The sequence below is a fragment of the Maritalea mediterranea genome, from assembly GCF_021568695.1.
GTDB lineage: Bacteria > Pseudomonadota > Alphaproteobacteria > Rhizobiales > Devosiaceae > Maritalea > Maritalea mediterranea.
Window position 1 is genome coordinate 1 of sequence record NZ_JAKGTI010000004.1, and the last position, 26,440, is coordinate 26,440.

31 protein-coding genes are annotated in these 26,440 nt (G+C 48.7%); 4 read left to right on the forward strand and 27 right to left on the reverse strand.

Features of this window, described 5'->3' with window-relative positions:
• Window positions 1-112 precede the first annotated feature (112 nt).
• The 4 genes from L1I42_RS14925 to L1I42_RS14940 form a co-directional block, all read right to left on the reverse strand.
• The gene (locus L1I42_RS14925) at window positions 113-595 is read right to left on the reverse strand and encodes a hypothetical protein (protein WP_236115529.1); all 483 of its coding nucleotides are present in this window, start codon (window positions 593-595) and stop codon (window positions 113-115) included.
• Window positions 595-2,970 carry a phage nozzle protein gene (locus L1I42_RS14930; protein WP_236115531.1) on the reverse strand — a complete coding sequence of 792 codons (2,376 nt, stop codon included), beginning with the start codon at window positions 2,968-2,970 and terminating at the stop codon, window positions 595-597. The genes L1I42_RS14925 and L1I42_RS14930 overlap by 1 nt, the downstream gene beginning before the upstream one ends.
• Window positions 2,971-2,985: 15 nt before the next feature.
• Window positions 2,986-3,561 carry a phage tail tubular protein A gene (locus L1I42_RS14935; RefSeq protein WP_236115532.1) on the reverse strand — a complete coding sequence of 192 codons (576 nt, stop codon included), beginning with the start codon at window positions 3,559-3,561 and terminating at the stop codon, window positions 2,986-2,988.
• Window positions 3,562-3,650: 89 nt separating this feature from the next.
• Window positions 3,651-4,613: a major capsid protein gene (locus tag L1I42_RS14940; RefSeq protein WP_236115534.1), complete on the reverse strand. Its 963-nt coding sequence runs from the start codon at window positions 4,611-4,613 to the stop codon at window positions 3,651-3,653.
• A gap of 230 nt (window positions 4,614-4,843) precedes the next feature.
• Here L1I42_RS14940 and L1I42_RS14945 point away from each other — a divergent pair, with 230 nt between their 5' ends.
• Both L1I42_RS14945 and L1I42_RS14950 read left to right on the forward strand, forming a co-directional pair.
• A complete protein-coding gene (locus L1I42_RS14945) occupies window positions 4,844-5,170 on the forward strand; it encodes a hypothetical protein (RefSeq protein WP_236115536.1) in 327 nt (108 codons plus the stop codon).
• A gap of 73 nt (window positions 5,171-5,243) precedes the next feature.
• Entirely contained in the window at window positions 5,244-5,504 is a 261-nt protein-coding gene (locus L1I42_RS14950; protein WP_236115537.1) for a hypothetical protein, read from the forward strand.
• Window positions 5,505-5,506: 2 nt separating this feature from the next.
• Here the strand turns inward: L1I42_RS14950 and L1I42_RS14955 are convergent, their stop codons facing one another.
• The 22 genes from L1I42_RS14955 to L1I42_RS15060 all read right to left on the reverse strand — a co-directional run bounded on the left by L1I42_RS14955 (window position 5,507) and on the right by L1I42_RS15060 (window position 22,688).
• Window positions 5,507-5,737: an HNH endonuclease gene (locus L1I42_RS14955; protein ID WP_236115538.1), complete on the reverse strand. Its 231-nt coding sequence runs from the start codon at window positions 5,735-5,737 to the stop codon at window positions 5,507-5,509.
• A gap of 7 nt (window positions 5,738-5,744) precedes the next feature.
• Complete coding sequence (locus tag L1I42_RS14960) at window positions 5,745-6,647, reverse strand: capsid assembly protein (protein ID WP_236115539.1); 903 nt, start codon at window positions 6,645-6,647, stop codon at window positions 5,745-5,747.
• A 90-nt stretch (window positions 6,648-6,737) separates the two neighbouring features.
• Window positions 6,738-8,390, reverse strand: a complete 1,653-nt coding sequence (locus tag L1I42_RS14965) for a portal protein (protein WP_236115540.1) — start codon at window positions 8,388-8,390, stop codon at window positions 6,738-6,740.
• A gap of 8 nt (window positions 8,391-8,398) precedes the next feature.
• On the reverse strand, window positions 8,399-8,698 hold the full coding sequence (locus tag L1I42_RS14970; protein ID WP_236115541.1) for a hypothetical protein: 300 nt from the start codon (window positions 8,696-8,698) through the stop codon (window positions 8,399-8,401).
• Between the two features lie 273 nt (window positions 8,699-8,971).
• Entirely contained in the window at window positions 8,972-11,011 is a 2,040-nt protein-coding gene (gene nrdJ / locus L1I42_RS14975) for a ribonucleoside-triphosphate reductase, adenosylcobalamin-dependent (protein ID WP_236115542.1), read from the reverse strand.
• The gene (locus L1I42_RS14980; RefSeq protein ID WP_236115543.1) at window positions 11,011-11,319 is read right to left on the reverse strand and encodes a hypothetical protein; all 309 of its coding nucleotides are present in this window, start codon (window positions 11,317-11,319) and stop codon (window positions 11,011-11,013) included. The genes nrdJ and L1I42_RS14980 overlap by 1 nt, the downstream gene beginning before the upstream one ends.
• Entirely contained in the window at window positions 11,316-12,014 is a 699-nt protein-coding gene (gene thyX, locus L1I42_RS14985; RefSeq protein ID WP_236115544.1) for an FAD-dependent thymidylate synthase, read from the reverse strand. Before thyX ends, L1I42_RS14980 begins: the two co-directional genes overlap by 4 nt.
• Before the next feature lie 135 nt (window positions 12,015-12,149).
• Window positions 12,150-12,338, reverse strand: coding sequence for a hypothetical protein (locus L1I42_RS14990; RefSeq protein WP_236115545.1), 189 nt, complete (start codon window positions 12,336-12,338; stop codon window positions 12,150-12,152).
• Window positions 12,335-12,574, reverse strand: coding sequence for a DUF3310 domain-containing protein (locus tag L1I42_RS14995; protein WP_236115546.1), 240 nt, complete (start codon window positions 12,572-12,574; stop codon window positions 12,335-12,337). The genes L1I42_RS14990 and L1I42_RS14995 overlap by 4 nt, the downstream gene beginning before the upstream one ends.
• On the reverse strand, window positions 12,564-13,031 hold the full coding sequence (locus tag L1I42_RS15000) for a nucleoside triphosphate pyrophosphohydrolase family protein (protein ID WP_236115547.1): 468 nt from the start codon (window positions 13,029-13,031) through the stop codon (window positions 12,564-12,566). The genes L1I42_RS14995 and L1I42_RS15000 overlap by 11 nt, the downstream gene beginning before the upstream one ends.
• Window positions 13,007-13,819, reverse strand: coding sequence for a hypothetical protein (locus tag L1I42_RS15005; RefSeq protein ID WP_236115548.1), 813 nt, complete (start codon window positions 13,817-13,819; stop codon window positions 13,007-13,009). The genes L1I42_RS15000 and L1I42_RS15005 overlap by 25 nt, the downstream gene beginning before the upstream one ends.
• A 234-nt stretch (window positions 13,820-14,053) precedes the next feature.
• Window positions 14,054-15,829, reverse strand: coding sequence for a DNA polymerase (locus L1I42_RS15010; RefSeq protein ID WP_255769619.1), 1,776 nt, complete (start codon window positions 15,827-15,829; stop codon window positions 14,054-14,056).
• Window positions 15,820-16,140, reverse strand: a complete 321-nt coding sequence (locus L1I42_RS15015; protein ID WP_236115550.1) for a helix-turn-helix domain-containing protein — start codon at window positions 16,138-16,140, stop codon at window positions 15,820-15,822. The genes L1I42_RS15010 and L1I42_RS15015 overlap by 10 nt, the downstream gene beginning before the upstream one ends.
• A 31-nt stretch (window positions 16,141-16,171) precedes the next feature.
• Window positions 16,172-17,854: a DnaB-like helicase C-terminal domain-containing protein gene (locus L1I42_RS15020; RefSeq protein WP_236115551.1), complete on the reverse strand. Its 1,683-nt coding sequence runs from the start codon at window positions 17,852-17,854 to the stop codon at window positions 16,172-16,174.
• Window positions 17,847-18,104 carry a hypothetical protein gene (locus tag L1I42_RS15025; RefSeq protein ID WP_236115552.1) on the reverse strand — a complete coding sequence of 86 codons (258 nt, stop codon included), beginning with the start codon at window positions 18,102-18,104 and terminating at the stop codon, window positions 17,847-17,849. The genes L1I42_RS15020 and L1I42_RS15025 overlap by 8 nt, the downstream gene beginning before the upstream one ends.
• A gap of 34 nt (window positions 18,105-18,138) precedes the next feature.
• Complete coding sequence (locus L1I42_RS15030) at window positions 18,139-18,537, reverse strand: PDDEXK family nuclease (protein ID WP_236115553.1); 399 nt, start codon at window positions 18,535-18,537, stop codon at window positions 18,139-18,141.
• Window positions 18,524-19,108 carry a hypothetical protein gene (locus tag L1I42_RS15035; protein ID WP_236115554.1) on the reverse strand — a complete coding sequence of 195 codons (585 nt, stop codon included), beginning with the start codon at window positions 19,106-19,108 and terminating at the stop codon, window positions 18,524-18,526. The genes L1I42_RS15030 and L1I42_RS15035 overlap by 14 nt, the downstream gene beginning before the upstream one ends.
• A gap of 23 nt (window positions 19,109-19,131) precedes the next feature.
• Window positions 19,132-19,329, reverse strand: coding sequence for a hypothetical protein (locus L1I42_RS15040; RefSeq protein ID WP_236115555.1), 198 nt, complete (start codon window positions 19,327-19,329; stop codon window positions 19,132-19,134).
• Window positions 19,330-19,593, reverse strand: a complete 264-nt coding sequence (locus L1I42_RS15045) for a hypothetical protein (RefSeq protein WP_236115556.1) — start codon at window positions 19,591-19,593, stop codon at window positions 19,330-19,332.
• Window positions 19,593-19,829 carry a hypothetical protein gene (locus L1I42_RS15050; RefSeq protein ID WP_236115557.1) on the reverse strand — a complete coding sequence of 79 codons (237 nt, stop codon included), beginning with the start codon at window positions 19,827-19,829 and terminating at the stop codon, window positions 19,593-19,595. The genes L1I42_RS15045 and L1I42_RS15050 overlap by 1 nt, the downstream gene beginning before the upstream one ends.
• 155 nt (window positions 19,830-19,984) lie before the next feature.
• Entirely contained in the window at window positions 19,985-20,167 is a 183-nt protein-coding gene (locus L1I42_RS15055) for a hypothetical protein (RefSeq protein WP_236115558.1), read from the reverse strand.
• Between the two features lie 22 nt (window positions 20,168-20,189).
• Entirely contained in the window at window positions 20,190-22,688 is a 2,499-nt protein-coding gene (locus L1I42_RS15060; protein WP_236115559.1) for a DNA-directed RNA polymerase, read from the reverse strand.
• 604 nt (window positions 22,689-23,292) lie between these two features.
• Here L1I42_RS15060 and L1I42_RS15065 point away from each other — a divergent pair.
• Together L1I42_RS15065 and glnA are read left to right on the forward strand one after the other, a co-directional pair.
• Complete coding sequence (locus tag L1I42_RS15065) at window positions 23,293-23,631, forward strand: P-II family nitrogen regulator (RefSeq protein ID WP_133571100.1); 339 nt, start codon at window positions 23,293-23,295, stop codon at window positions 23,629-23,631.
• Window positions 23,632-23,696: 65 nt separating this feature from the next.
• Window positions 23,697-25,106 carry a type I glutamate--ammonia ligase gene (glnA, locus tag L1I42_RS15070; RefSeq protein ID WP_236115560.1) on the forward strand — a complete coding sequence of 470 codons (1,410 nt, stop codon included), beginning with the start codon at window positions 23,697-23,699 and terminating at the stop codon, window positions 25,104-25,106.
• A 98-nt stretch (window positions 25,107-25,204) separates the two neighbouring features.
• Here the strand turns inward: glnA and L1I42_RS15075 are convergent, their stop codons facing one another.
• On the reverse strand, window positions 25,205-26,440 hold the full coding sequence (locus L1I42_RS15075) for an efflux RND transporter periplasmic adaptor subunit (protein ID WP_236115561.1): 1,236 nt from the start codon (window positions 26,438-26,440) through the stop codon (window positions 25,205-25,207).

Sequence of the window (26,440 nt, forward strand, 5' to 3'; positions counted from 1 at the left end):
TTGTGGGCCATAAATTCCTCCAATCAGTATTCCTAATTCTGTTGAAGGTCGTGTCCACTTTTTTAAGACAAGTCCAAGGCCAGCCGAAGCAAAACCAAGCATCATGGATAGATCACACATCGTAGTCTGTTCTCTTGATTACAAAGGGGATGAAACGCTCCCCTCTAGGTCCTGATGAAATAGGCGGCAGGAGTTCTGCACCGCACCATTTAAGCCAACGATGATGGAGAGTGTTTTCAGCGTATGTGAAGTTCCACATGTATTGAACTTCGGGGTTCAATTGGAACCATGTTTTGAGGAGTTCGCGGCTCATTGAAATGAACTCGCGGGAATAATCAGTGATGAAAGGAGTTCCAACGGCCCAGATCACCATTGAGGTATCTGAGCGTTTTGCAGAACCAAACATCAGCAAGGGGGATTTTTCGCCATAGGCCACAAAGACGTGATCAGAATGCCTGATGGTTAGCCCCAGGCTTTTCTTTATATCTACAGACCCTGTAGCAGCAACGATCTCCCTGATGTCTGCTGCACGAAGATTGTCAACAAACACAGGGAGATCATGAGATTTCACCCCACGGATATCAAAGGGTTTCATTAAGTTGTTCGTCTTCGTAATGGACGATACGAACCATCCCATTCGACTGAGGAGAACCGCACTCGCCATGGTGTTTTGGCCTTGATGTAGACCCCAACCTTCTCTCCCTGACCGTAGGCGGGAACTTTGAACTCGCCCGAGTTTAGAGAGAAACGGTTCAACAAATCATCACCAGAACCAAGAACGAAGCCTGTGAAACGTTTGTGGGTCACAGGACGAGACGGAAGTGCAGTATAGGAAGTGAATGGACCACTGTCGTTAAACAGCAGAGACAATCGCCTCAGTTGGAGCCGACCATCATGGATCGCAACGAGGTTTTGATCTCGCATATAGATTGGGTTGAGATACCAATAGAACTCATAGCGGAAGCCAACATAGAAGTTTTCGGTGGTCAGATTGACCCCTTTGAAAACAACCGTGTTGCCAGATCGCGAGACAGCGGTTTTGATCTGTCCTGCTTCCATTGAAACTGGATTGTCCAACGAGATAACCGCAATGAAGTCTTCAAGATCATCATCTGTGGCCACCTCAAACGGCAATGTCACCGTACTATCTTGACCATCGAACGAGACGGAAACCATGCTCTGGTCCATCTTGTAATCAAGCAGGATGGTGTCATCGTCGATCACTGCGTCGATACCTTCGACGAAATGGAAACGGTTTACCATCAGATCACCACTATAACTTAGCGTCACTACGAGTTCGTCTTGAATGAACTCAGCGTTGTAAACCTGTCCGTGGAACTTCCATTTCTGCCAAGCAGATTGTACCCGACCCTGTTGGTTCTCATAATAGTTGTAGACCCACATGGAAGACCGATCTCCAGAACTCATAACCATCACGGTTTTATTCGAAGGAGACTCGATGATCTTGTAGACGCCTGAATTGATGTATTCAGGGATCGCATCTGTAATTGGCAAAGCTACCTGACGACCAAACAAACGCTCAATCTGGTACTCCATAACTTGGGCATAGCGACCATTTGAGAAGTCATCCACAAACACAACGTTTGGTCCCAAAGATACAGGGTTCACTTTTGGGGCGTTGGAATATGAGTTCACCTTTCGGATTGAAACCGTATTAGGTGACAATAGACCTTCGTTGTCCCCCTCGATACGAAACTGATCACCGTCAGAGAAAGCCAGAAGTGCATTATCAAACCACATCAATGAGTTTAAGGTCGCACCCCGAGATTTAGGATCGGCAATGTCGATGGGATCATCATCCAAAAGCTGCGTACAGGTAGACCGATAGAAAGCCTCAAAGTTACCTACGCGAGAAGCGATGAAGTTCTCGTCAGACAGGATTACCATCCGTCCTTTAACAAGACCCATCCAATTAATTGTGTTGCCCACGAATGTTGGCGTTGGGTTACTGTCTTCGTCCCCTACTTCACGACCAATCCAAGTATGGTAACGCAATGTCCAAGTCCCATCACCATTATCCAATAGGATCACTGGCATGGTTTCTGCGTCTAAGGTCTCATACGATCCCCAGCCATAGGTCTCTTGCCAGCGGCCAGCGTGATACCAAACCCAATAATCATCCTGTGCATCACTCTTGGATTGCTCAACGAGAACCAAGCGTCCTGCACGGTCAAAGTTTGGTAGATCAGTGAACTCAGTAATCTTGTCGTTATACGAGCGAATTGCCTGATTGGCGTAGTCATCACTGGTGCTGATGAAATCAGTCTCGCTGGAGAACTCAACATACCCTACAGTGTCCGAAACGGTGTCTGAGGTATATCCTGCACCTACCAAGCCTGTTTTGAGGTTTGTGGCGATTTCTGAAGGTTTCAGGCTATCTGTCGCAACCGTGGCTTGCAGGGCGTTGTTCATATACACGCTATAGTTGGCCATGTACCCTGCCCGTTGCATCACCCAGTATGTACCATGCAAGTTCGGGTTATAGCGATCCTGACCGTCATCGTTTCGACCAGTTAAGCCACTCTCGGTATATCGGCTTACCGTGACTGTCTTGGATTTGTTATAAATGAAGGTGACGTCAGCCACTGTGACAAACCCAAGGTTTTCTGCTGCATTTTCGACGTTGATATATGCATCAGCACCACCTTCAACCGTGACCGGCTGGAGACCACCTGAAACTAGGTCCATGACATAGACCTGCCCACCATGGATTGTGATCTGGTATTGACCCTCGGGTTTGTTGATTGTGTGGATAGCGACAGTGTCGTTACCTGTGGGTGATGCTCCAATACGCCCCACGTAGTTTCCGCAAGGACGTGTAAAAAGACCCGTAGCAGCACTCGAACAGGTGTTTAGGAGTTCTTTGGCGGTGTTAATCGCACGGATTTCTGGAGGCTGTTGCGATACACCCCCGATCAAATTCGGGATAGCACCAGAAACAGAGGCCATTTATTTTCTCGGGTTTCAATTAGAGCCAGTCGGATAAACAACCGAGGCAACTGAGGGAGACTGAGCCAAAGACACAGGTTGATGGCGAAGTTGCTCCGCATGGAGTTCGGCATAAGCCCGTGTTTCGTCGTCTAAGTCTTCTTTATAGGTGAGTTGATCCCCCAGTTCGCGAACCGCAGTTACACGAGCTGCACGATGGGCAATATAGCTACGAGCGGAAGGTGGAAGATCATCAAATTCAAGGCCCAGTGTAAGTTTGAGTTCCACGGGTGTTTCGAACCGGAACCCCGATTGAAAGGGCGTCATATTATACAACTTACCCTGCCGCATCTGAACAGGCGTACCTTTTGAGGAACCTGTCGTGGTAACTGAAAGTGTACTCGCAGGGAGAGGAATTTCTTTGTTCACATTGGGAGCAAGCCGGAAATACTCAGTGTTGAAATACCAGCCACGCTTCTGGACCTCATGAGAAATCTCAGTGAGTGTCACCAATGCTTGTGAGGCATCCAGAGGAAGTTCGCCAGACAGAGTGTTCACAGGCGCTTCCTGCAAGTTCTTGAGAATGAGGTTTACAGCGTCAAGCTCACTCATGGGTAGGATGGCGACCATAAGATACCTTTGTAATTTCGAAAAAATAAGGAGACCCCAGTTAAGAGGTCTCCTCGGAGAATTGAGATGGCTTACGCGGAAGCGCGAACCAAGCGTAGACATTCAGGACGCAATACGCCGTGACCTACAGCCAACTTAGAAACAACCAAGGTACCTTGACGGTTCACTTGGTATTCTTTCTCAGTCGCGAGGTTCATCAGCTTCACGGTACCCAAAGCTTGCTTTTGCTGGAACAAGATCAACGCATTGGACGCATCAACAGTGTAGTCAGCCACGTTTGCGCCAGCACGTTTGCCAGCGATGGTGTCCACACCGAAGTTCATTGCCAAGTTTGCTGTTGGTACAATGGAGAAACCAGCAACTTTGTAGATACGACCATCGGCTTGGTTACCGTTGTCGTTACCAAAGTCGCGATCCAACAATGAACCGTCTTTGATCAAGTCCCAGTAGACCGAATAATCAACGAAAGCATAGCGTTCGTTCTTAGGCACCCGAGTTGCGTCGAAGTGCTTTGCAGCATCGTAGAATGACTGCACGATGTCACTCAGAGTTGGAGCAGCACCGATGTTGTCTACAGTTGCCGGACCCATTTCTGTAACCGCACCAGTCGTGCCGTTGATACAGGCCTTGGCAGCAATAGCGAACAAATGCTGGTCGTTGGCATCGGCGAGAGCCTTACCCACTTCGAAGGTGAAGTCTTTCCGCACCTCATAGTGGTTCATCGCTTCTTCGATATTCGAAATGAAGACAGATGAGGTCAGCAAATCATCGATTGCGATGACTTTCTCACCGTGTTCGATGTTCTGACCCAAGATGACGTGACCCGGAGTGTGGTACTCGGCCACTGCGCCGCCGATTGCAGGGAATTGCGCTGATTTACCGTGTTTAATGGTACGTTCGCGGTGACGACCTTTTTGCACAGTGTTTTCGTGGAAGATTTTTAGCGTTTCGCCAGAAAATGTTTTAAGGAAAAGATTGTCCGCATGAGACGGACCCGCTGGAACACCAGCGTTGGTTGCTGAAAATTGAGACATTAGGTTTCCGAAAAGAAAGCAAATGAGCGTCAGCAAGACGCTTCAAAGAGATTTCGGTCAGGAAACTTGGTGTTCTTCTGAGGTTATCCCCGAAGGGGCCTGAAAATACTTGCTCAAGTGTTCACATGTGTTGAAATCAAAAGGGAGTTCGCTAACCTCCTAAAGAGGAGCGTTAGTCACCTCGTCAGCTTTTTGGTCGGACCAATTGACGGGTCGAAAAAGAGGAATTAGTGTCCTCAAAAAGAACAATAAAAACCCCTCGAATGAATATGCAAAAATATAAGCTTTTACTTGGTCAAATTAGATGGGCAGCAGAGTTCACATTTGCACTTGCGTTTGCCGCAGGGTTATCCGCATTCATTGGTCTTGTATTGTATTTTGGCGTCATGAGCGCCGTTTCGGTAATCCTTGCTCTGGTTTCAACGCCCTTCATTGGATTCCAATGGTCAGAGGCCATAGATGCTCTCTATGAGGTAGCTCCCTTAGAAGTTCATATGCTTCTGGCTGGAGCAGCAGGAGGATTCATGTTAGCGCGAGGGGGTTCAGAAAAGGATTAACCCAGAGGTTTAATGCCTTAGTATGAAGACCCTCTGGGTTAGAATAATTCTTTAATTAAGACTGGAGTTATTGATGGACGAATGGATTGTTTGGCCTGTCGCTTTTCTAGCAGGAATGATGCTGGCTATGTTCATCGGCTTAGGCTTGCTGTTAACGGTTGCTGTGGGCGTCTTCGTTTACTCAGTCGTTTTAATCCCGTTTCAGGGCTTTGATTGGACGGGAAACTTCGAGGCCATGTACTACGCTGTACCACATAGTATCGTCTACATAGGTTTGGGAGTTGCTGGTGGACTGGCAAGCGCCCAATACTTTAACTCCCAGAGTAGAGGTTAAACTTACTTTTTCCGTTTGGGCTGTTTCTTCCGATTGGCCCTAATAGTAAGAATTTGCAAGTTTTTACCGCCTTGAGAGGTGTTGTGGTTCTTATGATCCACCTCTTTACCCCTCAACGCTGCTGCACCATATTTTTTGATCATCAAACGTCGATGACGCTTTCGCATGATGTTGGCTCTACGCCGATCTGGGCGGCGAGAGGCCGCATATTCTTTTTTGTAGTCTCTCGCCATGGATTTCCTACATAATATCTGAACGAGCGAGTTTCTCGGCTACCTTTTGCCGGAAAGTCTCGCTTTGGTCATACTGAGGGTTGCTGAGGTCTGCGATGTAATCATCGAGTGATTGATATGCGTTGCCTTTCACAGCCCCGCTGGCCTCGACAGTTTCCTCAGGCTCCTGAGTATCATCATTTGAAACCGCAGCTTGCCAATCAGCCTTCAACGCTTTGATCGCCATCAGGACAGTGTTTTTGTCCTTCGAGGTAACAGCTTTGTCGAAAGCTTGTTGTTCTTCATCAGACAAATTCTGAGAAGCCCACTCGATCATCTCGCCGTAAGCCTCTTGACCACCAGCAGCTTCGAAGCCGGACATGACAACATCACCAGTACGAGCCACCAAACCATCGATATAGGTGTCGACCATATCGCGCGGATAACCAGCCTTCTCGAGAGCCTCGTAGGTTTCATCCTTGAGACCGCCCTCGTCATACCATTCTTGCTGAATGACATTGAGATCGAGACCAGCTTTATCTGTGGCGTCTTTGACAGCCTTAACTTCTTCCTCTGAGACTTTGGTCTCTGTCTCGGAGTTATCGTCGCTATCATCTGTTTGTTCGTCGTCCGAACTTTCTTGCTTGCCTTCTGAGAGTTTACGCTGCAACTCCTCATAGGCCTTTGAGAGTTCTTCTGGGGTTTTGAATTTCGAAGGGAGCCAATCAGGACGGTCTTCGTTCGAGTCCTGACCAGCATCACCTTCTTCGGCTCCCCCTTGAGCGCCCTCATTAGGTTCAGAGGCAACACCCTCACCTTCATCGGTGACGATGCCCTCTTTTTTCAGGGCCTCATAAGATTCTTCTAGGGATGGACCGGGTTCATACTCCTCGCCGGAGATTACTACTGAATTTTCGTTTGAATTTGACATGTATATTCTTGCTCTTTCGGGGGAAAACGCAAAAACCCCCTACGAGATTTTCAGGCCTCATAGGGGGTAAGGTAAAGTTTCTAGGGAGAATTATTCGGGTGGTTGTCCGTTCGCTACCATACCCTCTACCATTGCTTTGGCAGCAGGAGGTGCAGCGCCTTTGACAGCCGATTGAAGCATTTCTTGCATTGCAGCTTGTTGTTGACTTTCCGCATTCTGTTCGTTCTCCGAACTTTTCTGTTGTGCGGATTTCAAGAGACCATCAGGATCAATTGAAAGTGAAACAAAGGCTCGTTTAATGAAGTCACTCACGTTGATCTCGCCCAAGGCCTGTTCACCCAACGGTACGATCACTTCACGCAACGCAGTCATGTACTTATTGAAATCATGGCCGCGACCAAGAGCTTCCACGCCCGTGACAACCTTCGGAGTTGTGACAGGCTTACCATCTGCCCCTTTGATCGAAGACAGTTTCGGGATCATCTTCTTGCGTTCCATGCGATCAATCACACGGACGACAAGAGGATATTGAAGCTCGATAGCCAGCAGCGAATAGATACCGCCAAGAACGTCATCAATATCCGAGATCATCGCTCGGATTTCTTCAGCAGTCACACGCTCACCATCACGTTGAACAGAGCGGTTCATCATGAAGGCGTGAGAAAGTCGTTGAATAAGGTCTTGGAGAACCGCTTGAGCTACTTGCATGTCTGCATGTTTGTTCAACTGCAGCATCGTCACGTCTTCTGCGCGACCACTGATGACCTCAAGGTCTCCAGCTTCGGCCACGTCATTTGCACGAGTAAGACCCGTTGGGTTTACCATTGGGTTCACTTTGGCAGCAGCCGCAGCGGCAGCACGAAGGGACTTTGAGAGACTGTCGGCAGCCGCAAGGTCACCGTAATATTCATCAATATATGATCGACCATAGTCTTCGCCGTGGATGATGTTCCACCGCAGAGGCATCACAGGGGACTTCTTGATGGGCCAACGACCCTTAGACCGCGGAAGTACGATGTTTTTGATGGTCTGATAAGACACAATGCTATCACCGTCTCTTTTGAAGACAGTGTAGACATCTACCTCGCTTTCCTTGGCTTGGTCCTGAGCTTCATCCGAAGGTAACTCAATAGGCGCCTCAATCAACGCCCGAACACTGGGCGACAAGGTTTCTTTCGCCACAGTTTCTTTAATGATCACTCTCAGAAGGTTGCCCTCAAAGTCACGCTGAACCACATATCGATCCAAGCGGTACATTTTGAGATTACCATCTTTGGGGAGGTATAGGAGGACGTTACCGCCAACAATTAGATGCTTCAAGGCCTCAGCGAGACCAGCACGAATACCGATGCTTTCGATTTCTTCTTGAACTGTCCGTTCAACCTGATTGAGTTGTTCTTCAACCCGCGCCCGTTGCTCTGGATCGTTCGCCAAATCTTCTACTGCTTCATCTGAGACAGAATAGCGGAAGACTGGAGCGTCCACTGGTAGGACAGTCATGAGCAACTTAGAGGTCAGAGTGTTGACCCCGTGCGCCCCAATAGATTGATAAGGCTTATGACGCACAGAAGCTGACGTGCTTCCCTCAGGTGGAAACAGTGATGGAATGGTCAGCTTTGCGTTTTCACGCGCTCGATCAAGGAAATCATTTCGTTGTTGTTCCAGCCGTTCATATTCGCTGGCAACATCTTCAATCTCAACGGGACTCGCACCGGATTTTTTCTTCCGGTTTCGTTTCGCCATTTGTTCCTTTAGTTAATCGTGAGACCGTTCGGGAAGACGTTGTTTCCATAGGTGTTATTCAAGTCGTTCTGATACTTCTTGCTACCTAGTGCTGCCGTGTTTGTCGGCATCTTCTTTTTCGTCTGTCCCGTAATGGTTGGCTTGTTCTTGTGAATCGTCAGCGCGTCTGCTGGGTTATCTTTTTTAGGTTCGTCGAAAACCGCTGGGTTAGAAGGCTTCTTTTTGTCAGGAGCTTCTTGATCCAAAGTCTCAGCAGGAGGAGCTGGTTTCGGAGCGGAATCGCTTTGGCCACCGCCAAGTACGCACATGGGTTATTCTCTTTGCTGTTGTTCGTGCAAAGACCGAAGATGGTCGATGACGAGTTGGGTACCTTGAAAACGATCCAAGGCTTTTTCCGAACTCAATGTTTTGGATTCCGTCAGCGGAAAGATGTTCTCAAGATACGTAATGAGAGCCTGAGTAATCTCAGGATAATCTTTTTGGGAATTTAGAATTTTCATGATGTGTATGTTCCCTCTGGAGGGTACCCTAATTCAAAACGCAAAAAAGGGACCTCGAAAGGCCCCTTCTCTGACGTTGTTTTAGCGAATAGGACAAGCACCTGTGGAGCAATCTGCATCAACGAGGTCTTCACCTTCGTCACTGTCCAGATCGACAGACTTCAAGTTCTTGACGTAAGCATAGAAGGTTTCTTGATCGACAACCTCCTGCGGTAGATACTGGTAACCGAGATCTTCGGCTGTCTTTGTGGGATCGTTGCGGAACAACCACGACACACCAACAAAGCTATCCCAGTTCTCATAAAGCCAATCAACAATCTCAGGGACCTCCGAGGGATCATATGAGACAGTGATTGAGCAGTTGTGATCTACATAATTGTCCATCAGACGTTTATACCGTTGAAGCTGCTCAACTGCGGTCTCTTGGTTCACATGGACAATCCGACCATCATCAAGTTCGACTTCGTCAAACTCTACGTCCTCATAACTCACGGGAATTGTCACGATGACACCGGAAGGGTCAGCCGGATTATCGAAGACCCGATAGTCTGCTTTCCGAAGTTTTTCGACAAGGGGATCAGATTTAGAGAAGTTCACATTGTTAAACACATACCGACCAAGAGGTTTATGGACCCCTTCCGTGGTATCCATGATCTTTGACAGTGTCCCCGAAGGTTTAACCGTGGTAACTGCCTTTGGCCGAGGGAGATTGAGTTCGTCAGCCATTGAGTAGCCACCAGCGCGAGCTTTCTCGCCCAAACGCTGATAATCATATTCGATCTTTTCCTCAGCATCCAAGAAATACAACTCTGGGTACTTAGCTTCCCACTTAACAATGCCTGTAATCCCTGCCCCCATAAGCCGCAAGAACTCATTCAATTCGTGCCAGCTATCTGACAGGACGCCATCTTTGAGGTTCACGCAGGTTTGGCGATAGTTCGCCCGAGCAACCAGATAGATATCATCTCCCAGTTCTTTAAGGTCCAATGGAGAGTATTTCCCAAGGTCAACTTCAATCAGGTTACAGAAGCTTTTGTTACCCAACAGAATTTCTGCGCAGGGGTTGAGACCTTTAAACCAAGGCGCACGGCGTAGAGCTTCTTCACCGTTACCGAACCCCGGCTCACTGCCCCCGGCATCAATCATACGTTGGAAGACACCATATAATTCCATCTTGGAAGGTTTCTTCCAGTACAGCAGGGTATTGTTGGATTGATATCGTTGCACATTGTCTGGAAAACAATCTTTCTTCGCCATGATGAACATTTCGGCCTCTGGGTCTTCCATGTCCATCAAACAAATTTCTGCAGACCGTCGAGAAGACAGAGTTGTTCCAAGGTGGTTCATAATGTCCAAGATATCGATCTTGGTGAGAAGTCGACCATGGCGCTTATTGAGGATCGCACAAATACTCTGCATGGCCTTCGCGAAGGTTTCATCACCAGATGAAATCCAGCCATATCCTCTAAGGCGAATACCTGCCGCTCGAATTTGAGAGAAATCCAAAACAATACGATCAACAGGTTCTTTGAGAGCAAGGAGCTTACCTACCGATTTTGCCCAAGCTTCGGCACTATCCCCTATTGTGAGGTGATAGATACGTTCACCGTCCCGATCAAACAGACTTTCTTGGTTTGTTTCGACACCTCGATCTCCAGCTTCCCATTGTTCGATAGTCCGCTTTGATCGAATGACCTCAATTTTTGTCCATTTAGTGAAGCCGTTCAGGATACCAACGATGGGTTTGAAACCAACCCCGCAGCCTTGCAGAAGCAACCAGAACATGTCGACGATATCGTACACGGTTTCTGCGAAAGAGAAGGAGCAATTAAACTGGGAAGCCTCACGAGTCTTAGCGATATCGGTACCGCCTAACCAAAGGGTACGTCCTGATGTGACCGCTTTTCGGTCCATCATTAGCTGCTTTAATTTGAGAAGTTCTTTAACCTCACCGTGGTCCAGCGCACTTCCCTTAGCGCGTTCCCACAGCCACTGCTGGTGACCAATGACACGCTCAACGGTTTGCTGCCAAGTTTCGAAAGTACCATCTTCAAGCGGACGGTTGTAAGTGCGGCGCGTCAAAAGATCAGCGCGGAAAGACGGTTGATGGTTTGTCTTCATTAGGCCTCGATTGGTTCGTAAATTGTCTTGGAGATAACTTTGGGAGCGACTTCGAAGCACTCGACTTCGGCATCCGCATACTCAAAGGGCTGTTCGTCTTGCATTTCAGTGGCACCCACGGAATATGAAGTGCGATAGAAAGAGCCTTGCCACTCAAAAACAAGGTCATAGATGTTGGACCAACGGCTGGTGTCTACAATTTCGTTGACGACCACCTTGAAGACCCCTTCGTCGAAAGTGACTGTTTCATTTTCAGAGGTCCAAGCGAGTTCTTTTAAGATATCTGTAGCGAAGTTCTTCTTGTTCATGCAGTTAATGCCTTCCAACTGACTGGGAAAAGAGGTTCAATGATCGCCCCGACTTCCTCAGCGAGGTATTGAATTTCTTTTTGAGCGTGAGGGTCTGTGCGTTGATTGAAGAAACGCGCATATGAAGCCAAGTTGCCTGTCCAGACCCAGTTCACTTCGACCCCTTGAGGAAGAATGAAACGGGCCTGTTCTGGACAGATGCCAGCGTCGATCATCATTTGATAATACGCAATGGCTTCCTTCCCTACTCTTTGGTAGAGGTCTAACCATTGCTTGCTGAAATAATGGGCTTCCCCACTTCCCTGCTTTACATTCCCCATCGGAGCTTCACGGAAACTGTCAGGAATGAATAGTTCTGGGGTCGTAGTGATATACCTTCTGCTTTCTTCGTTCTCAACCAGACCCGACTTATGTTTGAAGCATTGGGTCCGTATAGGAACAGGTGCAGAAACCCTCAATTTGATTGCTGTGTGAGCAAATGGCGTCCAATGATTGTGCCGAGCTAAATATTGGATCAGCTTGTGATCGCCCTGTTTGAGATTTACGGGGTTCCCATCGATGTTTTGATAGACAACATCGGGATAATCACTTGTAGAACCACTGGGGAGCCATTCACTGGTCTTTGAGAAGGAAACCCTCGCAGCGTTTACCACCGCGAGGTCATTTCCCATGTGATCTAGATATTCAACGTCCATATTTAGATGCTGGTGGAGATGAAAATCAGATAGAAAAGAAGGAATACTAAAAGGAATGTCATTTCAGATTTACCACTTGCCATAGAAGGTAGATAGAGGTCGCAAGGAGAACTGCGGCAATTAGGTAGGAGAGCATTAGACCCAACCGATGATCGCGCCGAGAAGCATTACTGGGATGCCAATAATGCGACCAACCAGTTCGAGGGTGTAAGCCTCGTTCATAAACAATAGAACGATTTCATAGATGTTCTTGAACCAGCCGATAACGCCCAAGGCAGCTACGATCAAGAAAACGATGTGCAAGATAATACCTACTGCAATCATAGAGTTGTTTCACCTTTCAGTTGATTGATGCGCATATCGAGGTAGCGTTTAGCCTTTTCGAGGTCAGTGATTTCACTCTCAACCTCGTCCATTCCGTCATAGAGTTTGCCCCCGGCACGGGTTGCATATTTGATGACATTGCCGCGCCAAAACTCCATGCCGTTGCGCATGATGAATGTGATTGGTTCAATGAGCCACTTTGTGTAATGGGAGGGTTTAAAAACCTTATCGCTCACCCACATATCCTTTCGTTACAATTGAGAGAATGTCAGGGGCCTTGTAGTTTGGGCCTTTGAGGATTTTCCCGTCTTCACGCCGGATCGGCTTACCGTCATCACCCAGCTTCGACATGTTTGACTTGTGCGTGGCTGCGAAAGCTTCTTGAAGCACTGGTTCGAAGTTTGGGTATTCATCAAGACTTTGCATGATGACCATTGCGCCGTAGATGGCATCAACGGGAGTAATATCCAGCATATCTACTTCTGCTTCGTCACATGCAATTGAGAGACCGGAAAGAACATAACCAAGATCACAGAGTTCCTTGATCAGATGGGCGAAAGCCTCCATGACTTCGTTGGCTTCTTCATTCACGAGCTTCTTCCAAAACTCTGGGTCCTTTGGCGGCTCGAATTTCTCAAAGAACTCGTCGAGAGCTTCTTTAGCGTCGATTACTGGGTGCTTGTTGGCGTCCATCGTTTAATTTCTCCGTTAACGTAGTCATTTGCGCGAAGAATTTTTGCCATCTGGGCATTCATCAGCGCATCTTGTTCTGTTTGACCTGCCTTTTCGAAGACAGAAGTTACGGTTTCCCAAGGTGTCTCAGCGTCCACCTCTTTCCACCGAATTTCCGTTTGTCCCTTTCGAGGACCACGGGTCAGTTCATGTTCATAAGAGGCATATTTCAGTTTATTCCGAAGCAATCGCTCGGCTGAGGTCATGCCAAACCCTTCCGCGCCCTTGTAACCATCGGTGACATCACCTGCGATTGTTTGAGCGTAGAAGAACAAATCACCTTCCTCCTCACTGATTTCGACAATTTCATCATCAAAAAGGTGCAGGGCTGGGATTTGCTTTAGGTCCTTGTCGAGGGACCAAATGATATCGCCGGGATTACTGGTAGCGAGTATCCCGAGGAGATCATCGGCTTCCAACAGAGGACGTTCGTCCGTGGGGAAGCTTTCCTCGATCCGCTTCTTCACGTCCCAGTATGCCAGAGGCTTTCGCATGGCTTTGCGATTGTCTTTATAAAGTTCTGGGAACCATTGTTTGCGGAAGGTTGTGTTTGGGTCTGAGAAGCAAAACAAGACATCGTCGGTATAGGCGAGGTCTGTCAGGTCCGCTAAGGTATTCTCAAAGACGTACCAAGCATCTTCTTCATCAGACATAAGAATGTGATAGCGGTCTTCAAAGCGCGTGTCTTTTTCGACAGCCACACATGAGCGGTAGACGATCATATCACCGTCTATCAGCAGTCTACTCATTCACTTCTCCGGTTGTGAATGCAGAGATCAAATCCTCGGGACAGTCTCTGAGAATGTGAGGCAAAGCACTCGGGCTTTTACCTTCTTCGAGCCAACGATCTAACGCGCTGGCTTCCCATGGCGACACAGGGTAGAAATAGAAGTCCTCACCTCCTGCCCATACGATGGCGTTAATGGAGTGCGAGGACTTGGAGCTACCAATGTAGCCATATTCAAGTTCAGTCTTCTGGAGCATTAATGTGTGTCCTTCCAGCTTGCGCCGATGGCAAACTCACCTGTAAGCGGGACGCGGACGCCCAGCTTTTCACCCGCCACAACAATGGCTTCAACACAGGTGTTACCTACGATTTCGGCGTATTCTTCATCGACTTCCATTTGGAGTTCGTCGTGTACCCAAGCGACTTGTGTCACTTTGCTGTCCAGATCGCGCTCCCGAAGTAGTCTCCAGAACTCAACGATCCATTTTTTACAAACAATCGCCCCTGCAGATTGCAGAAGGGTATTCAATGCAGCATGGGCTGAACGAACATGTAATTGACCACCATCGATGGCCTTGAGGGTGCCTGTTGATTGGGCCTTCTTTGAAACCCCGTCAATCAACTTACCTAGTTTAGGCAGGTTTTTGAGGAAGCGTTTCTTGATTTCGGACCCAGCTTTTCGTCCCTTGCCAATGATCTCACCAATCTTTTGATCCCCGGCCCCGTATAGGAGCGCGTAAATAAAAGTCTTGGCGGCATCTCGGGTAGGCAACCCAGCGGCCTCTTGGTTTACGGTGTGAATGTCACCCTCCAAGAGAACCTTGGTATAGTCGTCGTCCTTCATGTAGTGGGCCAGCATCCTCAACTCGAGACCGCTGACGTCACAACCAACCATGACGCGACCATGTGATGCCTCAAACAACTCACGGCACTCAGGACCATATTCTGATTTAGCACTAGGTACCTGGGCGATGTTTGGGCGACTGTGTGTGGCACGGCGAGTAACCGCCCCGACAGTATCAACAGAGTGAAATATCCGTCCCTGTTGAACAAGCTTCAACCAAGCGTTGTCTCCCTCGGCCAACTGTCCGATACGCTTTTGAAGCATCATGTATCGGGCAATCTTTTTGGCCTCTGGATAAGGCAGTTTATCGAGAATTTTCTCGTCTACCTTGGGCTGTCCTTTCGGGGTGAAGTCTTTAGGTTTCCAACCATAAATTGCTTTCAAGCGATCAGCGATATGATGCCGACTGTTTGGGTTGAAAACCTTGGTTTTATACTTTGTTACCGGAACCCCTTTGACGTAGCCTAAACGCTTGTTGTTTGCCTTTGGTGTGAAGACTTTGTCCACGACTTCCCAAGGTGGAAAGACCTCGCGAAGTTCGTCTTCCATCTTGGCACGATCTTGCGCAAGCTGGCGGTATAGGGCCTCTGCCTTGTCCACGTTGAAGCCAATACCGTTGCGCTCTTGCTGCGCGATGATGAACGCAAGGGCATGTTCAAGAGCAACCGCGTCAGGGTGATATCCTCGCTCCTCAATAAATTTGAAAAGCTTGACGTTGAGGTGGACGTCCTGTTCGCAGTAATACTGCATGTCTGGAGACCATTCCTCAAAGCCACCCTCATATTGGATTTTATGATCATCCAAGCGGTGTCCCCAAGCTTCAAGGCTGTGAGACCCTGCAAGCTTCGGGGGCATCTTGAGGTGCCCTTTGCGGATTTTATCCATGTCGGTGGTAGCCACGTTGGGCCAGATTAAGCGTGAAAGGATCAGCGTATCGCTGACTTTCCCTTCATCAAATTTGAACCAAGGATAGACCTTCTGAATGGCCGGAATATCAAACTTAATGATGTTGTGGCCAATAAGCTGGTCAGCCTTCTCCAAAACATCTCCGATAACCTCCAACACCTGTCCATTGTCGCTGGACGCAGACCAGAATTGACCTGTGTCTACGTCCTCTGCGACCAAGCTGAAAACGGTGTCTAGTTCATGAAGGAACCCGTTGGTTTCAATGTCGAATACTATACGCAATCTGCTGGTGGGTTCAGATAGTAGCGAGTGTATTCTTGACCAGTGGTTGGGTGCTTTTTGCTCTGAGGGTAGAGCTTGATACCCCGCTCACGGATATCAGACAATCGGCGGTGAAAACTCTGAACACCATAATCCAACATGGCTTCCCGCTGACTGATTGAGCCAGCAGTTTTGATATGGTTTAGGATTTTTTCGACTTGTGTCATTTTTCCAGATTTTCCTTTCCAGCCTCGAGCGCCTTCAAGCGCCTCAGCTTGTTGGGTAAGAAGTTTGTATTGAGGGATTTGTGAGGGGTCTTTGACTGCTGCCAAAGCTGCCTCCTCGGCTTTCTCAAAGATGTCGTCAGTAATCGCTTACTGTTGGGGCTTCACTCTGGTCGAAATCGTCGAGCGAGGCAGGATCGACACCTTTTTCAATGCGACCAGTTTCATCCGAAAACGTTATGAAATCGGCTGTTCCTGTTCGCCCTGTTTTTCGAGATTTGAGAACCGTGATGGTTGAAGTATTGCGTACAAGTCCATTCTCGGCCTGCTGATTGCGGGATAGTGCAAACACAGCATTACTAAGCTGTTTAATCCCACCAGAACCGCGCAGATCATCCAAGGAGGGAACCCCGCCTTCTTCAAAAGGTTTACCATTTCCGGTTGGTTTCCTAAGATGTGATATGAGTTCAATGTGAATATCCAACTCAATGGTGAGTGCCTTTAGCTTGTGCATGATGGAGTCGATGCGCTTTCGCTCGTCCTCCCCGGCTTCTTCCGAAACCAGAATGCTCAAATGGTCTAGCCAAATGAATTTGCAGCCTTGGGCAACGGCAAGGTAACGAATGATATCGTAAAGACTGTCATCTTCGAGAGACCCGAAAGCATCGTAAAGTTGGAACCTGAAATTACCTTCTGTATCCTTCGCAGCGAACAACTCTTTTGCCGCTTCGAGATACTCGGCTGTGTCCCTGAAATCTTCACCGTCTGCCTCAACCGTAAACCGACGACCAATATGGTAGGCGATCAAGTCATCACCAGTATCCTCGAGAGGTTCTTCGAGGTGGATCAGAGCTTGGTTGAAGTTTGTGGTTTTGAAGAAGTGATGCTGCAGGGCCTTGATGACGGTGGTCTTACCCATACCAGTGCCGGACGTCCAAACAACCAGTTCAGATAGTCTGGCACCACCTGCTGTCATCCAATTGAGGCGTTCCATAAACTCGGGATATGGGTAGGAAACCCGCTTCACCCGATTGGTTAGCCTTTCGATCACATCATTACCTGAGACGATACCGTCAGGACGATAAAGCTTGGCATCCCAAAGACACTTTTGGATCAAGTGCGATTTACCTGCTTTCAACAGGTCGTTTGGGTCTTTGTATCCTTCCGGTGTGAACGCAATGTAGCATTTCCCCGCAGGAAGCAAACGCTTCACTTTATCAACGGCTTCGCGTCCGGCTTCATCATTATCGAAGAATAAGATGATCTTGTCATATTTTTGAAGCCAGTCGAGACTTTCCTTGATGGCTTTCACCGCGCTTCCCGCACCGTCTGGTAGAGAAACGACTGGCCATTTTAGGTTTCTGGCCTGTGAAACTGTAAGAGCATCAATTTCGCCTTCCGTGATGACGATTTCTCTGCCTGATTTTGGCCATAACCATTGTCCGTAAAGACCCTTAAAGGCTTTCCGGTTTTTCCATGGAAATGTTTTATCAGGGAGTCTCAGTTTTTGAGCGACAACTTTGCGATTGTCGTCGAGGTATTGAGCGACATGAACCATGCGGCCATCTCGCGGCGTCCGACCATAACTCCAGAACTTCGCAGTTTCTTCCGTGATCCCGCGTTTACCAAACGCTGAATACGACACTGGGTATAGGTCAGTCGAATTGTTCGCGCTTTGCGCTTCGCTTATGTCAACCTCCTCTCCTTCTCTCACTTGTTCGCAACTGAAACAATAGGTGTGGCCATCGCTGTAAATTGATAAAGCATCCGACGACCCACAATCAGCGCAAGGTTGATGGGCGAGAACGAGTTCGCTATCCATTCACCTTTGACTTGGGAACCAGTGGGGCGAAATTAGACGCCAGATTTAGAGCTTCTTCCGCTTCCTCAGTGGAGCGCCGAGCTTCAACCTCAAGGGCCATCGCGGCCTGAGTTTTCTTTAAGGCTTCGCCCTGCTTTTCCTCTGCAAACTCCAATAGGTCCGAGTGGACCTTGCTGACTGCTTGCGTGATACTCGCGAGGTCTTTCTTGAACCCTAGAAGCTTTTTAACAATTTGTAGGATTACATTCATTTTTCGATATATCTCCGTTATCGTTGATAATTAGCTATTCTTCGAGCCATTCCTTGGGAATGATCCCTTTGTCAGAATACTTAAATCCATATTTCTCGCACCACTTGGCATACGTTGTGTTGGACGTTTTACTGATCCGTTGCCGCGCGTTTTGGAAAACAAAGCGAATATCAAGATCAGGGTGCTGCTCACGGATTAGACGGTGTTTCTGACGATCAGAAGTGAGGAACCGTCCCTTCCCTTCCAAATACATCTTCGAGCCATCTTTCTTTTTGATGACGTGGAAGTCTGGATTGTATTTGGCTTTCTTCGCTGGTTTGATGTAGTCGATTTTGTCTTCTTCAAACCAGAAATCACGACCCGACAGCCGAAGCTGCCGAGCCATTTCTCGTTCTAAACCAGAACGGTAGCGATGACCCTTAGTAGTCGTCATCGTCTCCGTATTGGTTATCGTCGTAATCGCCTGACTGGTCTTCACCGTAATCGTCATCGATTTCATCGAAGGCGTCCAAGTCACCTTTCTGCCATGTCTTCAAGTCCACGACCTGAACAATGAGAGGACGGAGAGATACGCCGCGCTTATTTGCAGCTTCCCATGCGTCAATCTCGGCCTGAACTTTAAGCTTGGAGCCACCACCAACTGCAACGTCAGTGGAGATTGGATTTTTCTGACCGTCGATAACCATTGGACGACGATCCCAAAGCTTACCAGTCTTGCGTGACATTTTGTTTTTCACGCGGACCTTAAACATAATCTCCCCGGTTTCCTCACCATCATCATCGATGACAGCTTCCCAGCAGGAGTTTTTGGATTTCGCCAATGGCTTGCCCGTATGTTCCTTTGCAACCTCTTGCAGTTTCTTCATGATGGGCTTTGCTTTTTCAGCAGGAACAACCACGTCTGCTTTATATTCACCGAACTCAACAAACTTGGTATCGGGCATATGTAGTGCTGGGTAACGTGCAACACCCATTGGGAGCATGATATGTGGTTTCTCGCTCAAATTATTCTCCATTTACGTTTATTCTACGCTATCGTAGACAAATAGGTACAGTCTTCCTCCGACAGGGGAAATTCCTCGAGGTCCAACTGAGTTGTGATTTGATCAATAAGGGAATTTACTGAAATCACTTTGGAGGGTCCCTCACCCTCTGCAGCCGCCAGATTAGCCTTTTTACGGCCAAGATAGCGACCATCCGCATCAAACAGATCAAAATGTGTCATTTATTCCTTAGAGGTAGACTTCGATTTTGATTTGGTCTGCTTAGTTGCGGGTGTCTTCGGCGCAGCTTGCCCTGTGCGCGGATCGACAGCTTGCGGTTCGGCAGTATTCGGATTTTTCAAGATGGATTTCCGAGCTTCGCGATCACTTGCCTCTTGCTTGGAGCGATCATAATCACCTTTACAATTCTGGCAGATGTCACGAGCTTCTGCGGCATAGAAACTGGAACCGCATTTTTTACATTTAAGTGTGCGTAAGTTTGACATTAAACCTCCTGTTGGTAGCGGAAGAAACGGACAGACGCCAAAGCAGTTGTCCGGTTGGGTTGGACGTCCAGCACAATCTCACCACCAATTGAGAGATCAAGATCATCAATCGACTTATCACTCAGACGCCCAACGACTTCGTATTGTTTGTCGTAGGCTCGACGTTTGAAGTGAACCGACTGATGAATGTAATCTGTATTGGCGCGGATTGTGTGCATACGTTTTGTGATGTGCATATTTTACTCTCTATTTAGTTACGTTATCGTAGGTAATTTCTTATTCAGTGATGATGATTACTGTGATCTCGACTGGAGGCTCTGGCTCCACTTCCTCGACCAAACCAAGGGCGATCAAAAGATCAATTTCATTTTGGATATTCAGCATTTTCACCTCATACAATTCTGAATGTGTTTCTGACTTCACGGGCTAATTCATCCATGAAGCGTTTCTTTTTTTGAACCATTACTGCACCCCGATAGGTGCGGCCTTTCTCTGTTTTCAGGTTTCTCCGAGAAGCTGCGAGTGCATCACAGGCTTCCCTCACCTGAATTGGAGAGGCTTGATTTTCCTTCATTTTATCTCCGTTACCGTAGGTATTATGAGAAGAAAAATTCGTTTTCTAAGATGCCCTGTAGGTCAAGCTGTCCTTTGGGCGGTATAGGAGGAATGTCCTTGTGAAATTCTGGTGAGATCAGCCTTTTGGCGTCCTCTAAGAACTCTTGAAGAACGTCATGCTCCGTATACATTTCGACAAACGTCTCACGAATAATGCGCGAGAACTTGTCAACATCGGACGGGTGAACTCCGAAGCTGTCATGGACAGCAGCAAAGTCCGTGATCCCCTCCTCTACGGCTCTTGCCACGGTCATTTGTAGGTGACATGCGTCCAACGAGTGTACGAAGGACGGGGCCACCGATGAAGCCATTTGTCTCGGGTCCAACTTATCAGTTTCATCCAACAGGCGCGGACGAATGACGCTTCCATCAAAGAAGGTCTTCAAGCGTCTAACCTTATGATTGAATTTGTACTGATGAACTGGAAGACCAGCAGGTGTACGCCACTCTATTCGACGACAATCTGGTTGGCTTTTTCCGACTAGACGGGCGATTGATGACAGCCAGCGCATAGCACCGTCTGCTGCCACAACCACTTTTGGAATGGCTTCCCAGACCTTATTGGCTCCGTATAACTGGAAGGTGAACAAGTCATCTTCCGGCCACGGTATAGGTTCCCCGGCTTTCAACCGATCTGTTACCGCATCCGAGACATAGGTGATACATGACTGCCGAGTTCCTGCATATGGTTTCACCATCACAGGACGCTTGGTGATCTTTCGGTCCACGCCAAATTTCAACCAAGCTTTCGCCAAAGCATCGTTATCTCCACCCAAGTCTTTCTCGATTAACTCAACGGCTGCCGAGGCAACTGCCCCATAAACATCTTGACGTTCGTCGTTAGGCGTCATGTTCACATGATACCCACCGACTTCGTCGCGAAGCATGGCGCTAAAGTGTTGAAGCCCAGAACAAGTCGCGTCGACGTCCACATGGAGACGACAAATGTATTCCTCAGGCTTCCCTTCGTGAGCCTCAGCCCACGCTAGACACCAAGCGAGGAATTGGGCAGGATTGTCACAGTTTCCCCATTCTGCAAACGTTCCGATTGGGTCTCGGGCCACAGATCGAGCGAGTTCGTAATGAGCGTGACCCCATCTTTCACGTTCGTGCAGAGGTAACTTGTCCTCTCCCCAACAGTTAGCACCGTGGATCGCCAACCATCGGACACCGTTTTCTCCGAGAACCTTGCCCTCCGCAAATTGAAGTAAGGCTTTGACATAATCAGGTCCCTGTGGGTTTAGACCGCTAGGTACCGGATATGCTCTCCCACGACTGTCCAGATCGTGCGGAAAATAGATTGCAGGATAGCTCGCCATCTTCCGCGCCAAACTGAAAGCCCGTTGGGCAACAACCCGCTTTCCTATCATGCGGCGGTTTTGTTCGTGAATTATGAACCGCTCCGATTTGGCCTTGATGAACTCCTCCTGTTCGTCTGGCGAACAATCTTCAAAGTTCGGTAGGTGAGATGGCCATTCAGGAAGCGGTATAGGATCAGCTTTTGGGAGCTTCCCGCACTCCAAATTCAGTCGATAAACTTGCTCCATTACGTCTAACACTGGAACATTCACAGCCCATCGCGTCTTCTGCAGCGCATTTACACCGTGGAGGACATGGTCAAGAACTCCATTCTCGGCTTCAAGCTTTAGCTGATTGAGATAACCCCTCTTAGCACCCTTCACGAACTTATAGGGTGAAATATGGTGACTAACGTAGCCGCCCGTTTCAAGGTTATCTGGCCCCCAATCAATCGGAGAGACAATCATGGGGAATGCGGAAGTGAACAGGTCAGCGTGGTTCTCTGTCATATCGTTGATGATTTTGACAAGAGCATCGGAAGGTGTCACAGCGTAGTGAGTTTTCTTTCCGCGCCTGACAGAGACAACCTGCAGGTCACCTGTCACTTCCTTAAATCGGTCGATCAGAGCAAAGCCAATTAGGGCCATCTCATTTTTGGTCCAGATAGACCAATCAAGATCAACCTTTGAGAACATCTTTCGCATGTACTCCTCGCGCTTATAACGAGGAAGTTCGCGCTGATTGAAGTCCTCATGGATACGTTTGGACAACTTCCCATATTCCTGATCGAAGTGACGCAAACGCAATTCAGTGTGAATAAGTCCGGCACCGTGAAGTGCAAGACGCATAATTGAGCAAGGCTGGTCTCCGAAGTTCGAGGGGACCAAGTTGATGATAGACTTCAACATCAAATATGAAATCATCATGGGGTCGATATCAGCGAGGAGCTGCGCGGCCCTCATACGTCGACCAACACCCCCTTGGTTAGCCTGATGTATCCAGTCTTCAATCGCCCTGCTGTAAGGGATCAAATAGTTTTTCAACAATTTAGTCCCTACGAATGTCTCCGCATAAGTGTCTCCATCGAGACCTTTTAGGTGGTCTTTAAGAAACCGCTGGGCCGACAAAGACCGAGCTTCTTCTTCAAGACGTAATTCCATTTCGTAGAGGTTTTCGTTCATCTACTCCTCTGGCTGTTTATTGATGTACTGGAGGGTACCTTAACTCCATTAACGTATGTCACCCTACAATCGTAGTCTCTACGTTAACGTAAGATTATTGGCACAATAAAAGGCCTTAGGAAGCCTAAGACCTTGAAAAATAAACTCCATTAGCGGAGTTAAAATATATCAGAACCTAAATCTGGCGTGTCTACCAATTTCACCACACCCGCTAAAAACTTCCCTCAGCGATGAAGTCGGCGCTGGGTCTAACCCAATTGCCCACAACAGTCAAAGCACTTTCGTGATTTTTTTGCCCAAAATATGGAAAAATTGACATTTTTATATCGCAAAGGCGCATGTGCGCCCGTCTCACGCCCAAAATCTTGCCAAACAGAGACCCAATTAGCTGGCAAAAAAGTAACACCTCCCTCGTCTCCGATATTGCTCAAAAAAGCAGCAGGATGCCTAATTAATAGGCAAAGCTCACATGCGACGACCGCCAATAAATTACGCATCAATCAGTAACCTGTTGTTTTTAAATATTTATTGACTGCGCACTAAAACTGGCACGCGCCATGCATATGTTGTGTCAAACGAACCAGCCTTATGGAGAATAGGTCTCGTGAAAAAAATCGAAGCTATTGTAAAGCCGTTTAAACTGGATGAGGTCAAAGAAGCCCTCCAGGATGCTGGCTTTCAGGGGATAACAGTTACTGAAGTGAAGGGGTTTGGCCGTCAGAAGGGCCATACCGAGCTTTATCGCGGCGCAGAATATGTCGTGGATTTTCTGCCCAAAGTGAAAATTGAAATCGTTGTGGCCGACCATATGGCGGAAGAGGCTGTGGAGGCCATCCGCAATGCCGCGCAAACCGGCCGCATTGGCGATGGCAAAATCTTTGTCTCCACCATCGATCAAGCCATTCGAATTCGTACCGGCGAAACCGGCGACGACGCCATTTAAATCCGGGTTTCGACCCAACAACCTGTCAAACAAGAACCCAGTCAAGGGAAATTAGGATAGATCAAATGACATCTGCTAACGACATTTTGAAAAAAATCAAAGACGAAGACGTACAATTTGTTGATTTGCGCTTCACAGACCCACGCGGCAAGCTGCAACACGTCACCATGGACGTCGCCGCAGTGGACGAAGACATGTTTGAAGATGGCGTGATGTTTGACGGCTCCTCCATCGGTGGCTGGAAAGCCATTAACGAGTCAGACATGGTGTTGATGCCCGACAATGAAACCGCCCATATGGACCCTTTCTTTGGTCAGGCCACCTTGGCGATCAATTGCGATATTCTTGAGCCTTCAACTTTCGAATCCTACAACCGTGACCCGCGCACAACCGCGAAAAAAGCCGAAGCCTATGTGAAGTCTTCTGGTATTGGTGACACAGTTGTTGTGGGCCCAGAACCTGAATTCTTCATCTTTGACGATGTGCGTTTTAAGGCTGATCCGTACAACACCGGATTCCAGCTCGACAACGTAGAGCTGCCAACCAACACAGATACGCGCTATGAGGCTGGCAATATGGGCCACCACATCGCTCAAAAAGCGGGCTACTTCCCTGTTCCGCCTTTGGATAGCGCTCAGGACATGCGTTCTGAAATGCTGACCGTGCTGAAAGAAATGGGCGTTTCCGTTGAAAAGCACCACCACGAAGTGGCGTCTGCCCAGCACGAACTTGGCATCAAGTTTGACACACTGACTCGCATCGCTGACCAGGTGCAAATCTACAAATACGGCGTGCACCAAGTTGCCCAAGCCTATGGCAAAACTGCAACCTTTATGCCCAAGCCTGTTTATGGCGATAACGGCACAGGCATGCACTGTCACCTGTCAATCTGGAAAGATGGCAAGCCTAACTTTGCTGGCGACGGTTATGCAGGCCTGTCCGAGCAGTGCTTGCACTTCATCGGCGGCATCATCAAGCACGCCAAAGCCACCAACGCCTTCACAAACCCATCAACCAACTCTTACAAGCGTTTGGTTCCAGGCTTTGAAGCGCCCGTTTTGCTGGCTTACTCAGCACGTAACCGCTCTGCATCTTGCCGTATTCCATTCGGCTCCTCACCAAAATCTAAGCGTGTGGAAGTGCGTTACCCCGATCCAATGGCCAACCCATATCTGGCGTTCTCCGCCCTGTTGATGGCTGGCCTTGATGGCATCAAAAACAAGATCAATCCTGGTGATCCAATGGATAAAGACTTGTATGAATTGCCAGCGGAAGAATTGAAAGAAATCCCAACTGTGGCGGCCTCTTTGCGCGAAGCGCTGGAAGCTCTGGACGCAGACCGCGACTTCCTGAAAGCCGGTGGCGTGTTCGATGACGACCAGATCGACGCCTACATTGCGCTGAAGATGGAAGAAGTGATCCGTTTCGAGCACACACCTCACCCAGTTGAGTTTGATATGTATTATTCCTCATAAGGAATTCCCACCTATCCCCTAGGTAGCAATACCTAAAACTTAGGGCGCCATTTCGGCGCCCTCTTTTTTTGCCTATTCAAATGATGTTAGATGCAAGATCAATTCACCACACGCGGCGTAACCTGCGTGCCATCCTCAATCGCGGCAGAGGGATAAAGAACCACTTCCGCACCTTCCGCCAAGCCACCGATCACTTGGGTCAACACGCCATCGCTCTCGCCAATTTCGATCTGAGTGAGACGTGCCACGCCCTCCTCAGCAACAAAAACCGACCATTGTCCGTTTTCGCGGAACAAGGCGCTGGCCGGCACAAGCAGAATGTCGTTCGCCTGCCAAACGATGATACCAACTTCCAGCCGATAGCCATGGCCGAGGGCCGCGCGTTCCTCTGGCGGACTCAGCAAGTCAATCTCAACCCGCACGCGCTGCTCCTCCACGCCAAGCGCTGAATATTTGGTCTCGCCAAACGGATGCACGCGACTCACCTCACCGCGCAAATCTTCCTCTCCGCCCCAATCACGCAAAATAACCGGATCGCCCTCGCGCACCTGCACAGCGTCGGATGAGATCAACTCGGCTACGACCTCAAGATCCGAGGCCACGTCACCAATCTCCATAATCGGTGCACCAACCGGCAAAGTGGTCTCACTTTCTTGCATAACGCGCAATATCCGCCCATCAATCGGCGAATAAAGTGGAATATCCTGGCTATGGTCCAGGCCGCCAATCTCCCCCGCCCCATCATCATATTGCCCGTTTAGATTGGCACGCGCATTGGCCAATTCCGCTTCACGCATGGCAATTGCCGCCTCTGCGGTTTCTCGGTTCGCACGGCTGGCCCGCAAAGCCCCCTCCGCCCGTTCCAGCGAGGCTTCGCTTTCCACACCGCGTTGGGAGAGCGAGCGGGTCCGGCGATAAGCCGCCTCTGCCAATTCTTCGCTGGCAATCGCTGCATTGAGAATTGCCTGTGCCACGCGCACCGCAGCCTGCGCCACATCCACGGTTGCCATGGCCTGTTCACGCGTCCGGCTGTCCAACATGGCTGGGGTGGTGGGGCGCATTTTCGCCACCACTGTCTTTCCTTGTGTCACCTCATCACCGGCATGCAGCTCAACCCGCAACAAGCGCCCTGCCACCGGCGTGGAGACAATATAGGTTTCGCGCACCCGCGTGCGTCCTTCCTCATCGATGGTCACCGCCAAGTCGCCGCGACTGACCTGTCCCAGATCAACCTCAGCCGGTTTGGGCATCATCGTCAGGGCAATCGTGGCTGCCACGGCGCCCACCGCTGCAACAATGAACAGATTTCGAGATATTTTTGCTCGTTTTGGCAT

Excerpts from the sequence above, each read along its gene's own strand:
- L1I42_RS15055 (WP_236115558.1), bottom strand. The coding sequence starts at position 20,167 with ATGAAGGAAAATCAAGCCTCTCCAATTCAGGTGAGGGAAGCCTGTGAT.
- L1I42_RS15025 (WP_236115552.1), bottom strand. The coding sequence starts at position 18,104 with ATGAATGTAATCCTACAAATTGTTAAAAAGCTTCTAGGGTTCAAGAAA.
- L1I42_RS14965 (WP_236115540.1), bottom strand. The coding sequence starts at position 8,390 with ATGGCGAAACGAAACCGGAAGAAAAAATCCGGTGCGAGTCCCGTTGAG.
- L1I42_RS15050 (WP_236115557.1), bottom strand. The coding sequence starts at position 19,829 with ATGCACATCACAAAACGTATGCACACAATCCGCGCCAATACAGATTAC.
- L1I42_RS15020 (WP_236115551.1), bottom strand. The coding sequence starts at position 17,854 with ATGGATAGCGAACTCGTTCTCGCCCATCAACCTTGCGCTGATTGTGGG.
- L1I42_RS14930 (WP_236115531.1), bottom strand. The coding sequence starts at position 2,970 with ATGGCCTCTGTTTCTGGTGCTATCCCGAATTTGATCGGGGGTGTATCG.
- L1I42_RS14950 (WP_236115537.1), top strand. The coding sequence starts at position 5,244 with ATGGACGAATGGATTGTTTGGCCTGTCGCTTTTCTAGCAGGAATGATG.
- L1I42_RS14935 (WP_236115532.1), bottom strand. The coding sequence starts at position 3,561 with ATGAGTGAGCTTGACGCTGTAAACCTCATTCTCAAGAACTTGCAGGAA.
- glnA (WP_236115560.1), top strand. The coding sequence starts at position 23,697 with ATGACATCTGCTAACGACATTTTGAAAAAAATCAAAGACGAAGACGTA.
- L1I42_RS14925 (WP_236115529.1), bottom strand. The coding sequence starts at position 595 with ATGAAACCCTTTGATATCCGTGGGGTGAAATCTCATGATCTCCCTGTG.
- L1I42_RS15030 (WP_236115553.1), bottom strand. The coding sequence starts at position 18,537 with ATGACGACTACTAAGGGTCATCGCTACCGTTCTGGTTTAGAACGAGAA.
- nrdJ (WP_236115542.1), bottom strand. The coding sequence starts at position 11,011 with ATGAAGACAAACCATCAACCGTCTTTCCGCGCTGATCTTTTGACGCGC.
- thyX (WP_236115544.1), bottom strand. The coding sequence starts at position 12,014 with ATGGACGTTGAATATCTAGATCACATGGGAAATGACCTCGCGGTGGTA.
- L1I42_RS14990 (WP_236115545.1), bottom strand. The coding sequence starts at position 12,338 with ATGATTGCAGTAGGTATTATCTTGCACATCGTTTTCTTGATCGTAGCT.
- L1I42_RS15040 (WP_236115555.1), bottom strand. The coding sequence starts at position 19,329 with ATGACACATTTTGATCTGTTTGATGCGGATGGTCGCTATCTTGGCCGT.
- L1I42_RS14960 (WP_236115539.1), bottom strand. The coding sequence starts at position 6,647 with ATGTCAAATTCAAACGAAAATTCAGTAGTAATCTCCGGCGAGGAGTAT.
- L1I42_RS15075 (WP_236115561.1), bottom strand. The coding sequence starts at position 26,440 with ATGCCAAAACGAGCAAAAATATCTCGAAATCTGTTCATTGTTGCAGCG.
- L1I42_RS14980 (WP_236115543.1), bottom strand. The coding sequence starts at position 11,319 with ATGAACAAGAAGAACTTCGCTACAGATATCTTAAAAGAACTCGCTTGG.
- L1I42_RS15000 (WP_236115547.1), bottom strand. The coding sequence starts at position 13,031 with ATGGACGCCAACAAGCACCCAGTAATCGACGCTAAAGAAGCTCTCGAC.
- L1I42_RS15060 (WP_236115559.1), bottom strand. The coding sequence starts at position 22,688 with ATGAACGAAAACCTCTACGAAATGGAATTACGTCTTGAAGAAGAAGCT.
- L1I42_RS14955 (WP_236115538.1), bottom strand. The coding sequence starts at position 5,737 with ATGGCGAGAGACTACAAAAAAGAATATGCGGCCTCTCGCCGCCCAGAT.
- L1I42_RS15005 (WP_236115548.1), bottom strand. The coding sequence starts at position 13,819 with ATGAGTAGACTGCTGATAGACGGTGATATGATCGTCTACCGCTCATGT.
- L1I42_RS15045 (WP_236115556.1), bottom strand. The coding sequence starts at position 19,593 with ATGTCAAACTTACGCACACTTAAATGTAAAAAATGCGGTTCCAGTTTC.
- L1I42_RS14970 (WP_236115541.1), bottom strand. The coding sequence starts at position 8,698 with ATGTGCGTACTTGGCGGTGGCCAAAGCGATTCCGCTCCGAAACCAGCT.
- L1I42_RS14940 (WP_236115534.1), bottom strand. The coding sequence starts at position 4,613 with ATGTCTCAATTTTCAGCAACCAACGCTGGTGTTCCAGCGGGTCCGTCT.